The organism is Rhodococcus sp. ZPP, assembly GCF_017656075.1.
GTDB classification, from domain to species: domain Bacteria; phylum Actinomycetota; class Actinomycetes; order Mycobacteriales; family Mycobacteriaceae; genus Rhodococcus_F; species Rhodococcus_F oxybenzonivorans.
This window is the reverse complement of sequence record NZ_CP058639.1, coordinates 336,322-349,198: the sequence shown is the minus strand read 5'-3', so window position 1 is coordinate 349,198 and position 12,877 is coordinate 336,322. Positions and strand designations below refer to the sequence as shown.

At 68.1% G+C, this 12,877-nt stretch carries 11 protein-coding genes; 10 read left to right on the top strand and 1 reads right to left on the bottom strand.

The features are described from left to right. Window positions 1-45: 45 nt before the first annotated feature. Both HYG77_RS32860 and HYG77_RS32855 read left to right on the top strand, forming a co-directional pair. The gene (locus tag HYG77_RS32860; RefSeq protein ID WP_208963821.1) at window positions 46-1,026 is read left to right on the top strand and encodes a zinc-binding dehydrogenase; all 981 of its coding nucleotides are present in this window, start codon (window positions 46-48) and stop codon (window positions 1,024-1,026) included. Then, on the top strand, window positions 1,023-2,033 hold the full coding sequence (locus HYG77_RS32855) for an LLM class flavin-dependent oxidoreductase (protein WP_208963820.1): 1,011 nt from the start codon (window positions 1,023-1,025) through the stop codon (window positions 2,031-2,033). Before HYG77_RS32860 ends, HYG77_RS32855 begins: the two co-directional genes overlap by 4 nt. Before the next feature lie 139 nt (window positions 2,034-2,172). Here the strand turns inward: HYG77_RS32855 and HYG77_RS32850 are convergent, their stop codons facing one another. Beyond that, window positions 2,173-3,126 (bottom strand): PDR/VanB family oxidoreductase, encoded by a 954-nt coding sequence (locus HYG77_RS32850; RefSeq protein WP_208963819.1) that lies wholly within the window; start codon window positions 3,124-3,126, stop codon window positions 2,173-2,175. Window positions 3,127-3,345: 219 nt separating this feature from the next. On the opposite strand from HYG77_RS32850, the gene HYG77_RS32845 reads away from it, so the two are divergent. From HYG77_RS32845 to HYG77_RS32810, 8 genes are all read left to right on the top strand, one after another. Beyond that, window positions 3,346-4,941, top strand: coding sequence for an AMP-binding protein (locus tag HYG77_RS32845; RefSeq protein ID WP_208963818.1), 1,596 nt, complete (start codon window positions 3,346-3,348; stop codon window positions 4,939-4,941). A gap of 3 nt (window positions 4,942-4,944) precedes the next feature. Then, window positions 4,945-6,081 (top strand): hypothetical protein, encoded by a 1,137-nt coding sequence (locus tag HYG77_RS32840; protein WP_208963817.1) that lies wholly within the window; start codon window positions 4,945-4,947, stop codon window positions 6,079-6,081. Further along, complete coding sequence (locus HYG77_RS32835; RefSeq protein ID WP_208963816.1) at window positions 6,078-7,103, top strand: phosphotransferase family protein; 1,026 nt, start codon at window positions 6,078-6,080, stop codon at window positions 7,101-7,103. Before HYG77_RS32840 ends, HYG77_RS32835 begins: the two co-directional genes overlap by 4 nt. Beyond that, window positions 7,100-7,486, top strand: coding sequence for a hypothetical protein (locus HYG77_RS32830; protein WP_206016538.1), 387 nt, complete (start codon window positions 7,100-7,102; stop codon window positions 7,484-7,486). Before HYG77_RS32835 ends, HYG77_RS32830 begins: the two co-directional genes overlap by 4 nt. Before the next feature lie 114 nt (window positions 7,487-7,600). Beyond that, a complete protein-coding gene (locus tag HYG77_RS32825; RefSeq protein ID WP_208963815.1) occupies window positions 7,601-9,340 on the top strand; it encodes a PEP-utilizing enzyme in 1,740 nt (579 codons plus the stop codon). A 112-nt stretch (window positions 9,341-9,452) separates the two neighbouring features. Further along, window positions 9,453-10,658, top strand: a complete 1,206-nt coding sequence (locus HYG77_RS32820) for an acyl-CoA dehydrogenase family protein (RefSeq protein ID WP_208964242.1) — start codon at window positions 9,453-9,455, stop codon at window positions 10,656-10,658. A 61-nt stretch (window positions 10,659-10,719) separates the two neighbouring features. Then, a complete protein-coding gene (locus HYG77_RS32815) occupies window positions 10,720-11,643 on the top strand; it encodes an SDR family oxidoreductase (protein ID WP_208963814.1) in 924 nt (307 codons plus the stop codon). Further along, window positions 11,640-12,869, top strand: coding sequence for a MaoC family dehydratase N-terminal domain-containing protein (locus HYG77_RS32810; RefSeq protein WP_208963813.1), 1,230 nt, complete (start codon window positions 11,640-11,642; stop codon window positions 12,867-12,869). Before HYG77_RS32815 ends, HYG77_RS32810 begins: the two co-directional genes overlap by 4 nt. Window positions 12,870-12,877: the final 8 nt, after the last annotated feature.

Below are 12,877 nucleotides of genomic sequence, written 5' to 3'. Positions count from 1 at the left end.
AATCATCAGCAGGTCGCACTGGTCTCCCGGCCGGGCGTCGTCGACGTGATCGACGTCGACGAGCCGAAGCCCGCAGCCGGTGAGGTCACGGTCTCCATCGATCTCTGCGGTGTCTGCGTGACCGAGGTCCGCGCGTACTCCACCGGGGCCGGCCACGGGCCGACGCTGTGTGGCCACGAGTGGACGGGCCGGCTCGTCGAGGTCGGCGAGTCGGTCGACCGTCTCGCGCTCGGGCAGCGGGTCGTCGTCGGGGTGCCCGATCCGTGTGGCGACTGCGACTCCTGCCGTGCCGGACGCCCAGAGTTCTGCGCCCTCGTCATGTCGGTGGCGCGGGGTCGAGACGTCGCGCCCGAGCAGCCGCATGGTGGCTTTGCCCGACTGCTGACGGTGCCCGCGTATCGCGTCGTCCCGGTCCCCGACAAGGTCTCGGAAGTCGCGGCGGCCCTCGTCGAGCCCGCAGCTGTCGCCTGGCACGCGATTCGTCGCGGCGTGGTCGCCACCGGCGAGCGCGTGCTCGTCCTCGGGGCCGGTCCCATCGGACTCCTCGTGGTGCAGTGTGCGCGTGCGGTCGGTGCGGCCGAGGTGAACGTCGTCGAACTCTCCGCGTCTCGCTGTCTCGCCGCGGAGGCCTCCGGTGCACATCGGGTGGCGGCCACCGTCACCGAGGTCTCCGACGACCACGACGTCGTCGTCGAATGCACCGGCGCCCCCGACATGGTCGAGCAGGCCCTCGCGGCCCTGCGCCAGGGCGGACGTGTGGTGCTGGTCGGAGACGCCGGGCAGGCGACGATCTCGCCGCGGATGTGGCTGGCCAAGGAAGCGACGCTGATCGCGGCTGCCGGTTATACGCGCGCGGAGATCGTGGAGACCCTGCAACTGATCGCCGACCGAGGTATCGAACCCGAGAAGTTGCACACCCGCACCGTCGGCATCGGTTCCCTGGCGGACGGCCTGGCCGGCCTGACGGCGGCCGACACCGACGACATCAAGATCGTGCTCGATCCGAGGATCAAGGAGAACTCATGAAGATCGGACTGCGCTACGACATGCGCGCACCGGACCTCGGCCCGGGGTCGCCGAGCCCCGGCGACCTGTACAAGGCGGCCGTCGAACAGTGCATCTGGGCCGACCGAAAAGGTTTCGACACCGTCTATCTGGCCGAACACCACGGTGCGGAGGACAACTACTGCCCGTCGCCGCTGATTCTGGCGGCCGCCATCGCCGGCGCCACCGAACAGATCGAACTGCACTTCTCGGCACTGTGCATCACAATGCACGACCCGCTGCGGCTGGCCGAAGACCTCGCGGTCCTCGACCTCATCGCCGGTCCTGGCCGTGTGCTGATCACCGCCGGCATCGGCTATCGACCCCAGGAGTTCGACATGTTCGGCGTCGACTTTCCGAACCGGGGCAAGGTCTTCGAGGAGAAGCTCGAAATTATCCGAACCGCCTGGCGCGAAGCGGAATTCGATCACCGCGGCTCCCGGGTCAGCGTGACGCCCCGTCCCGGCACCCCCGGTGGGCCGACGATCTACATCGGCGGAAACGCGAAACCGTCGGCGCGCCGAGCTGCCCGGATGGGTCTGGGGTACCGGCCGGCGACCGAGGAGCTGTACCGCTTCTACGCCGAGGAATGCGTCAAGCAGGGACACCCGGAACCGGAACCCTTCCCGCGGCACGGCCCGGCGTTCGTCTACGTGGCAGAGGATCCCGAAGCCGCGCTGGCGGAGGTCGCTCCCCATGTGATGCACGCCAGCAACATGTACGCGTCCTGGGCGGGGGAGCGTTCCAATGCCACCGTCAACGGGTACTGGCGTGAGAAGAGCGACCTCGACTCGATCCGCGACGACCCGTCGATGTGGATCCTCAGTCCCGACGACGCGGTCCGACGACTCTCGGAGCTCGACGACGACTACGAGTTGCGGCTGCATCCGCTGCTCGGCGGTCTGCCGCCCGAATTATCCTGGCGGAGTCTGGAATTACTCGCCGACAAGGTCCTCCCGCAGGTCCGCGCCGTCTCACCGGTGAGCTAGGAAGCCGTCGCATAGTCGCTGTCGCACCGCCCCGGTGAGGTCACACCTCGCCGGGGCGGTGCTCTCTTCGCGGTGGCACAGCACGACGCCGGTGAGTGACGGAGCATCACTCACCGGCGTCGGTGATGGTTGTGAACGGTCAGAGATCGAGCACGAGGCGCTCACCCTTGCAACGGCTGGTGCAGATCATCATGACGTCGTTCGCCGCCTGCTCGTCCTCGGTCAGGTAGTCGTCACGGTGATCGGGGGTGCCGTCGAGCACCGGGGTCTCACATTCGCCGCAATAACCTTCCTCGCAGGAGAACGGCTGTTCGGGCAACACTTTTCGAACCTCGCCGAGGATCGTGGCGCCATCCGGGATCGTGAGCGTGATCCCGGACTGGGCGAGCTCCACCTCGAAGGACTCACCGCTGTGGTCGATTGGCCCGCTCGCCGCGAAACGCTCGAAGTGCAGCGCGCCGAGGTGGTCGTGCTCGGCGAACTCCTGGGCGACCGCGTCGATCATCGCGCCGGGCCCGCACGTGTAGATCTCGGCGCCCGCGGGTGCCTCGGCGAGGATGCGGCGAAGGTCCGGATGTCCGCGCTCGGCCTCGACCCACAGGTCGACGGCGTCGCCGTGTGCGGCGATCGTCTCCCGGTAGGCCATCGAGGACTCTGTGCGTCCACCGTAGATCAGCCGCCAGCCGGCGCCGCGGCGTCGGGCCTCGGAGACCATCGGGATCATCGGCGTGATGCCGATTCCGCCGCCGATGAACACGTAGTTGTCTGCGTCGACGAGTTCGAAATTGTTCTTGGGCGGGCGTACCTCGAAAATCACGTCGGCGGTGGCGATCTCGTGGATCTCGCGGGACCCGCCGCGGCCTTCCGGCTCGTTGAGCACGGCGATGGTGTAGCTGCGCAGATCTGCCGGATCGCCACACAGAGAGTACTGGCGCAGCAGACCGGAGGGAAGCCGGAGCTCGACATGGGCTCCCGGCTGCCAGGCCGGCAGGTCGCGGCCGGTCGCGTCCTCGAGGGTGATCTCGATGATCCGGTCGGCTATAACGCGAGCTGCGGTGACCCGCATCTTGAGGAGTGCGACTGTGGTGAACATGGGCGGTCCTATCGGTACTCGTGCCCGGTGGGCGCCGACTCTGACCGAGCCGGGAGAATTGGTCCTGTACTAAATAGTCGCATCTACGACTATCTTGAGTCAATGGAGTTGTGAGACTGCAGTCACGGGCGGGATTTCGATCGTCGTTCATCTAGGAATCAATACTCTAGTACTCTACTATTGCGTGACAGAATATCCCGAGCCGGAGAGCGAGGAAGCATGAGCGTGAACACCGAGACCGCGGCGGGTGTGGTGTGGGGTGAGGAGGTCGTCGAGGCCGACTACGCCGGACACCCCGGCCGGACCTACGCCCGGTCGCCCGGTTCACTCGTGGAGCTGCTGGCAACCGTCGGACCGTGGGACGGGCGTGACTTCCTCGTCCAGGGCGACGTCCGCATCGGCCACCGCGACTTCCTGCGTGCAATCCCTGCCGCTGCGGAAATGCTTGCGGCGCGGGGGGTCTCCCGTGGGGATCGCGTTCTGCTGCACTGCTACAACCGTCCCGAGTTCGCGCTGGCCACCTGCGCGGCATGGTGGTTGGGAGCGGTCCCGGTCTACGCCAACCGCTGGTGGAGCACCGATGAGGCCCGCCATGCGATTGCGGTGGCCGAACCTGCACTGGTCCTGTCCGATGCGACGGACTTCTTCGACGACGGCGTTCGGGTCGAGTCGATCGAGCAGCTTGCCGCGGCATGGACGAGCAACTCGACCTTTTCGCCGGTCGAGGGTGTCGCCCTCGACGACCCGGCACTCATCCTGTTCACCTCCGGCAGTTCCGGATCACCGAAAGCCGTTGTGCTGTCGTCGCGTTCGGTGATCACCAATCAGCAGAACCTGCTGGTGCGCTCACGGCGGCTGCCGCACCGGCTCGATCCGGCCGGACCGCAGCCGGTCGCGCTGGTGTGCACCCCGCTGTTCCACATCGGGGGCGTGTCGAACATCCTCACCAACCTGCTGATCGGCGGACGGATGGTGATGACCGTCGGCAGGTTCGACGCCGGCGAGATCCTCGCACTGATCGAGGCCGAACGGGTGCAGGCCTGGGGTGGCGTTCCGACGATGGCGATTCGCCTGCTCGAACACCCCGACTTCGACGCCCACGATCTGTCGAGTCTGCGGTCGTTCCCGCTCGGCGGTGCCCCGTTGCCGCCGGCCCTGCTCGGTCGGATGATCGCCAAGCTCCCGCAACTCGAGCGGCGCGGACTGGCCAACACCTGGGGCATGACCGAGACCGGCGGGTTCATGACCGTCGCGGGCAACGCGGACCTCGTCGAGCGGCCCGGCACCGTCGGGCGACCGTATCCCGTCGTCGAGATCCGCATCACCGACCCCGACGAACGCGGAGTCGGTGAGGTCATCGTCCGCGCGCCCACGGTGATGCTGGGCTACCTCGGCATCGAGGACGGCACCGTGGACGACGCCGGCTGGCTGCACACCGGCGACCTCGGACACCTCGACGACGGCTACCTGTTCCTTGACGGCCGGAGCAAGGACATCGTGATCCGCGGTGGTGAGAACATCGCCTGCGCGCACATCGAGAAGACGATCCTCGGCCACCCGTCGGTCATCGAGGCGGCGGTCTTCGGTGTGCCGCACGAGGATCTCGGCGAAGAACTCGCCGCGGCGGTGACCCACCGGGTCGGTGAGGCGATCACCGCCGACGAGCTCGTCGCCCACTGCCGAAAAACGCTCGGCTACTTCGAGATTCCCACGCACTGGCAGATCGACGACCGGCCACTGCCCACGCTGGCCGGCGAGAAGCTGAACAAGAAGGCCATCAAGGCGGCCTTCGTCGAATCCGTCCTGGAAGGATGACCGATGTTCCTCAGTCCCGCTGACGAGTACTTCACCCATCAGACCGCGCTCACCCACGCCATGGTCGCGACCAGTGACCCGTCCTGGCGGGAGCGGTACTGGGTCTCCTTCCAGGACACCGAGACCGGTGACACGGTGCTTACGCTGGGATTGGGCCGGTATCCGAACCAGGACGTGATGGAGGCGTTCGCCTGCTTCTCCGACAACGGTCGCCAGACCAACCTCCGGCTCTCCCGGTCGCTGTTGCCCGACAGTCACGCGCTGGCCGTGGGCCCGTTGTCGTGCGGGATCGTCGAGCCGCTGAAGGAACTGCGATTCACGCTGGTCGACAACGACTCCGGCCTTAGGTTCGACGTGACCTTCGAGGCGAGGTTCGAGCCGATGCTCGAGGGGAAGTTCTTCCAGATCAGCCGGGCCCGGACGACGTACGACGCGATCCGCTACGTGCAGCACGGCCGTGCGCGGGGGTGGATCGTGACCCCGGACGGGCGCCGCATCGAGGTGACGCCGGACCGGTGGTGGGCCGAGCGGGACCATTCCTGGGGCACCCGGCCGCTGCCGCGCGCGGAGGGGCAGCCGCCCGGCGAGCGTCCGGAATGGAAGCTGCTGCTGTTCGCACCGCTGCAGCTGCCCGACCTGGCCGTCCACCTGTACGTCCAGGAGTCCCGCCCCGGCCAGCCGGTGCATCTGTCCGCCGGCCTGATTGCACCACCCGGCGACGACCGGGAGCTGTCACCGATCACGGCGGTCGACCACGACCTGAGGTGGGACGACGGGGCGGCCGCGCCGACGCTCGTGGGTGGCCGCGTCACCCTCACGCAGCTCGACGGCGAGAAGATCGAACTCGAGATCCGTGCCCTGCGGGGACGGGCGCATCTGCGGGGTGGCGGCTACGAGGGCTGGAACGGCTGGCGTCAGGGCCAGTGGCGCGGTGACCTCACCGCCGAGCACGACGAGTGGGACCTGACGGACCGGGACAACTTCTACCGCTACGCCAAGGCGGGCTCTGATCACCTCGTCGAGGTGCGACGCGGGGACACTGTCGGATACGGCGTCATCGAGTACATGGTGCTGCCCGGCTACGGCCGTTACGAAGAGGCCCTGCCGCCGCGCCGATCACCGCAGCCGGAGCCACGATGAACACGCTCCGCGAGCGGTTGCCAGAACTCCTGCACGGCACCGGATTCCGCGACGCCGGTGACCCCGTCCGACTCGGTGGCGGCAGCTCGCAGGAGAACTGGGCCTTCGATGCGATCGCCGAGACCGACGGAAACCGGCGGGCCCTGCTGCTGCGCCGGGCGCCTGCCGGCGGTGTCGTCGACACCGAGCGCGACGTCGAGTTCGGCCTGCTGCGCTGTCTCGCCGGCTCCGGCCTGCCCATCGCCGCGGTGCATGCACTCGACGCCGACGGCTCGCTCATGGGCCGCCCGGCGATGATCGTCGACCGAGTGGCCGGGCGTGCGGACCGCGCGGCACTGCGGGACCGCGATCCGCTGCAACTCGGACGCGAGGGCCGGATGTCGCTGGCGCAGGAACTCGCGGACCTGCTGGGCGCGGTGCACCGGGTGGATCCGCCGGCGACCGGGCTCGTCGACGTGCTGAGGGTGCCGACCGATCCCGGGCGCGCCGAGCTCGAACGCTGGACGGCCGAGCTCGATCGCGTCGAACTCGAACCGCACCCCGCGCTGCGGGAGACGATCGCCTGGCTGCGCGACCACGTACCCCCTCCGTCACCGATCAGGCTGGTGCACGGCGACTTTCGGCCGGCCAACGTCCTGGTCGACGGGCAACGGATCAGTGCGCTGCTCGACTGGGAACTCGCACACCTCGGTGACGCCCACGACGATCTCGGCTGGTACACGTGCTCGGTCTACCGGGCCGAACACTTCATCGACGGTCGATGGGGCGTCGAGGACTTCCTGCGGCGGTGGTCGCAGGCCTCGGGCATCGAGGTCGACCACGACCGTCTGCACTTCTGGCAGGTGATGACGGCGTTGCGTCTCGCGGTGATCGCACTGACCGGGGTCAGGGCGTTCTGCGAGGGCATCACCGATCGTCCGGCCGGTCCCGCCGACCGCATCGAGCGCCTGGCCTTGCGAGAGACCGGGCTTCTCGAGGATTCCGACGACCACACTCGTGAGCGACCGGGAGGACAGCGATGAGACCACGACCATCGGAGATCATCGCGGGCGTCCGCACTGTCCTGGGCGACACGATCGCGCCGGCCGTCGAGGGCGACCACGCGCGTGCCCGGTTGCACGAGGTTCGCGCGGTCCTTGCCCAGATCGACTGGGACAACGCCGGATTCCAGCTCGCCGAACGTGCCGACCGGTTGGGTGACGCGCTGCGCGACGCCCAACCGTGGCTGGCCGGCGAGTTGCCGCCGCAGCCCGCCACAAGGGAGTACGCGGCGCTCGAGGAGTACTACGAACGGCTGGCGGCGGTCGCGGTCGCAACCCTGAGTCGTCTGCGCACCGCTCGGCGGCTGGAGCCCGATGACGATGCTGCCGCGGCCAGCCATCGCGCGCTGCTGCGCGCGCTCTGACCGCACCGATACCTGTTGCCCATCAGTAGATAATCTACTAGCCAATAGTCGAGTACTAGAGTAAAGTCTCGCGTAGACGGTCTCCCACCGAGATCGGCAATCGGAAGGCGCGCCATGGTCGACATCTCTCAGCCGTTCGTCATCGACAACGCGCCGAGCGAACGGTTCCCGGTCTACACCCGGGCGAATACCGGTGAGGTGGCCGGCGGGGTGATCACCCCGTTGCGGTGGACGCTCAACGGCGGCATGGTCGTCGAGTCGGCATGGCGTCGGGCGCTCGAGGAATTCGGCGCCTTCGACGAGACCGAGTTCCGTCCGGACGTCCTCGACATCCAGGGCGTCTTCCACGGCTATATCTACATCAACCTCTCGGTGCAGCGGGTCTTCGGTGTCCGGATGCCCGGCGCATCAGCCGATCTCATGGACCGGACCTATCTCGGGGACGTGACGGCACCGGCCTATGCGGCGCAGCCCGACGACGACCGCCCGGAGTACACCGACCGGATTCTCGCCAGTGTGGGCCGGGTGATGTCCGAACGAGATCGCCCTGACATCACCTCCGAGGACCGCGAGGAGGCCGCCCGGCTGCGTGCCGCCCGGCCCGACCTCACCGCGCTCGGGGATCGAGAACTCCTGGAACACGCCCAGGCCGTCGTCAAGGAGCGCTACGGGTCGGTGCTGCAGAAGCATCTACGGATGGTGTATGAATCCTCCATTGTCACCGGCGCACTCGACGACCTGGCGGCCGACCTGGGCGACCCGACACTGGCGGTCCGGCTCACCGGCGGTCTGGGCGACATCGCCTCGGCGGCGCCGAGTCAGGTGCTGTGGGACCTCTCCCGCCTCATCGTGCAGAGTCCGGCGCTGACCGCCGAGTTCGAACGGGGCGTCGACGGGCTCGACGACCGACTCCGGGCATCCACCGATTCGGCGATGCGGCGGTTCGTCGAGTGGTTCGATCGGTTCTGCTACGAATTCGGCTCACGCTCGACCGACGAGTGGGCGCCCATGCCCAAGACCTGGGAATCGCATCACGGTGTACCCCTCGGCATGATCGACCGGCTGCGGCTGCAGGACGAAAGCAAGAATCCGCAGCTCCAGTCGCATCGGCTGCGGCAGGACCGCGAGGCGCTGATCGGGACTCTGCGCACGCGTCACGCCGACGATGCGGCTCTGTTGGCGCGGATCGAGTCGGTTCTCGCGACGACTGACCTGTACATGCGCGCCCGCGAGCAATCGAAGACCAATACGGTGCGGGTGCTCCACGAGGCGCGGATGCCGCTCTTCGAGTTGGCGCGGCGCTTCGTTGAGCGGGGTCTCCTCGCGCGGGCCGACGACTTGAACATGCTCACGGTCACCGAACTCGAGGACCTCCTCGCCGCCCCGGGCCGCTACACCGACCGCATCGCCGAACGTCGCGAATGGATTGATCGCCTCGACGAGCTGGAGCCGCCCTTCATCATCGACGGCGAGATCCCGCCGGTCACCGAGTGGCCCGAGAAGAAGGCCCCGGCGATCTCGATGGCTGCTCCCGGAGATGTCCTCGAGGGCATCGGCGCATGTCCCGGAGTGGCAGAGGGGATTGCGCGGGTGATCTTCGATCCCGTGGACGCTCCCGATCTCGAGCCGGGGGAGATCCTCGTCGCCCCGGTTACCGATCCGGGCTGGACACCGATCTTCACCTCCGCCGAGGCGGTCGTGGTGAACGTCGGGTCGCCGCTCAGTCATGCCGCCATCGTCAGCCGGGAACTCGGCATGCCCTGCGTGCTCGGCGTCCGTGAGGCGACCAAGCGCATCGCCAACGGCACCCGCATCACCGTCGACGGCACCAACGGCACCGTCACCGTTCACTGAGCCCGGCCGTGTGCGGGCGTCGAGGACCGGTGCCCTCCAGGTAAATGATCTACACGTAGACAGTCTTAAACCAGAGTAAGAGCTGGGATGACCTCTGAAAGGTGGTGAAGTGATGACTCCGACTATCGACGAGTTCGTGGACGGGGCCCGGCGGTTCCTCGGGACCGTTGCTGACGGCCGAAACGGGTCGGCGGGGGCGGGCCCGGTGAAGTCCCGGTATGCGCTGTTCTCCGGGTCGACCGACGAAGAACTCAGTGCCGCAGTCGAATACCAGCGTGCGGCGTTCGACGCCGGCTTCGGCTGGATCACCGGGGCGGCAGACCGCGGCGGAGCCGGCCTGCCGGCCGCCTACGAGCGCGCCTTCTCCGCGGCCGAGCGGGAGTTCCCGATCCCGTCGAAGGGGCCGCTGTCGGTGAGTCTGGGCATGGTGGCGCCGACATTGGCGCAGTTCGGGTCCCCGGAGGCCGAGCGGAAGTGGCTCACCGGCCTGCGCCGGGCCGACGTGATCGGTTGCCAGCTCTTCAGTGAGCCCGCTGCGGGTTCCGATCTCGCCGCCGTCCGCACCAAGGCGGTACCGGATGCGGCGGGCGGCGAGTGGACGCTCAACGGTCAGAAGGTGTGGACCTCGGGCGCTCACTACTCCGACATCGGGATCGCCCTGACCCGTACCAGCGACGGGCCGCGGCACAAGAACCTGACCGCCTTCGTCGTCGACATGCGGGCTCCCGGCGTCGAGGTGCGGCCGCTGCGCCAGATCACCGGAGCCGCCGACTTCAACGAGGTCTTCCTCACCGACGTCACGCTGCCGGACTGGTGCAGGCTCGGCGAGGTCGGCGAGGGCTGGTCGGTCGCCATCGCGATGCTCATGCACGAGCGCAACGCCATCGGCGGCTCGTCGAGCGGCGGTAGTGGACTGTTCCGGATGGACGACCTCGCCGCCTGGATCGCCGATCTCGGACGACACGAGAATCCGGCGGTGATCGAGGCCTTCGCGAAAGTGTACTCCGGGGTGACCTCGGCCAAGGCGATGCGTCGCCGCGCCGACGCCAATCTCAAGGCCAACGGGGTGCCGGGGCCGGAGATGTCGCTCGGGAAGCTGGCACTGACAGCGAATCTGCAGGCACTGGGCGAGCTGGTCACCGTCGTACTGGGTCCGCGACTCGTCGCCGACACAGGTGCGCCGCGCACGTATGCGTGGTCGGAATTCGTGCTCAGCGTGCCCGGTATGCGCATCGGTGGCGGGACCGACGAGATCCACCGCAACACCGTCGCCGAGCGCGTTCTGCGACTCCCCAAGGACACGCCGGTCCGCCACTAGCGGCTGGCATCTCGAATTGCGTTCTCCCGCAGGGGAGACGACTCACAGGTAAGGAAACTCGATGGGACACCTCGACGGAAGAACAGTCATCGTCACCGGCGCGGGCCGGGGTATCGGACGTGAACACGCTCTGCTGTTCGCGGCCGAGGGCGCCAATGTGGTGGTCAACGACCTCGGCGGCGCACAGGACGGCAGCGGCGCCGCGGCCGGCCCGGCCCAGGACGTGGTCGACGAGATCATCGCCGCCGGCGGCCGAGCCGTCGCCAACGGTGACGACGTCGCCGACTCGGCCGGCGCGAGCCGGATCGTGGCCACCGCGATCGACACCTTCGGCGGCGTGGACGGACTGGTCAACAACGCCGGCATCCTGCGTGACCGCGTGCTGGTGAACATCGACGACGCCGACTGGGACCTCGTGCTCCGCGTCAACCTTCGCGGCACCTTCCTCATGACCCGAGAGGTCTCGCGCTTCTGGCGCGAACAGAGGAAGGCAGGTGAGCAGGTGACCGGCTCGGTCGTCAACACCAGCAGCGAATCGGGTGTGTTCGGCAATCCCGGCCAGACCAACTACTCGGCCGCCAAGGCCGCGGTCGCCAGCCTGACGCAGGTCGCAAGCAAGGAACTCAAGCGTTACGGCGTCCGGGTCAACGCGATCCTGCCGCAGGCGCGTACCCGCCTCACCGAGAGTGCCTTCGGTGACGCACTGGCCGGCAAGGACGGCGAGTTCGACCGCTTCGATCCGGCCAACGTGTCGCCCTTCGTCGGATATTTGCTGTCACCGGAGTGCCCCCTCACCGGCGAGGTCTTCCTGGTCGGCGGCTCGCGGGTGCAGCGTATCCAGCCGTGGACCAAGGACCCGGAGTGGAAGCTCATGGGCGACGGCCGATGGACCCTCGACGGGCTGAGCCGGGCAGTGGCCGAGGCCGGTGTCCCCAGTGGCGCGAGCACCTGGACCGCGAATCCGGAGAAGGCTGCCGCGCGATGACCACCACCGAGAAGGCCGCAGCGCCGGTGAACAAGACCACCGAGGCGAAGATGCCCGAGGCGGTCATTACCAACGAGATGATCGCGTCCATGAAGGCCCGGGCCGGGGTGGATCTGCGCATCGATCATTCGATCAACAACGAAGAGGCCACCCGTATCGCGGTGATCAAGTTCGCCGGCGGCATCGGCGACGTCAACCCGCTGTGGACCGACGCGGAACACGCGGCGAAGTCCGACTTCGGTGCCCCGGTGGCCCCGCCGTCCTTCGTGATCGGCTGCTTCTCCGGCATCCAGTTCGGTTGGCCGGGACTCGGGGCGTTCCACAACGCCACCCAGGCGCATTTCCATCAGCCGGTCTACTGGGGTGACACGATCACCGCGACCTGCCGCTACGACGGCTTCACCGGACCGCGGCCGAGCAAGTTCGCCGGCCAGATGGTGACCGACCACTTCGTCAACTCCTACCGCAACCAGCACGACGAACTCGTCGCCGAGATCGACTGGCAGGTGGTGAACTTCGAGCGCGGCTCGGCCAAGTCCCGGTCCAAGGCCGCGGCATCGGACTCCGGCAAGCCGGAGCTGGTTCTGCCGCATCCGTGGCAGGAGGAGGAGATCCGCGAGGTCGAGGCGCGGGTGCTGAGCGAGAAGCCACGCGGCGCGCAGGCGCGCTACTGGGAAGACGTCGAGGTCGGTGACCCGATCCAGACGCTGACCAAGGGGCCGATCGGGCTGACCGACGAGGTCGCCTTCATCGCCGGGGGCGGCACCCCGATCCCGCGACTCAAGGCGCATGCCGCCGCACTCGTCGACTACCAGACCCATCCGGCATGGTCGTTCCGCGACCCGGTGATGGGTTCCAGCGAACCGATCTACGCGGTGCACTACAACAAGGCGGCCGCGAACGCGATGGGTGTGGCCTTCCAGTACGACGTCGGCTTCCAGCGACAGTGCTGGCAGACGCAGCTCCTCACCAACTGGTGCGGCGACCAGGGCTGGGTCCGCGACTGCAGTTCCGAGTACCGGGGCTTCGTCTACCTCTCCGACGTGGTCACCCTCGGCGGTGAGGTGACCGGCAAGTCGGTCACCTCCGACGGCGAGCATGTGGTGGAACTGCGAACGTTCGCCCGCAATCAGCGCGGCGCCGATGTCATGCCCGGCGCGGCGACCATCGCGTTGCCGTCCCGCCACGAGCAGTCGCCGGTCGCCCGGCGGGCCCGGACCAAGTAGGAGATCGA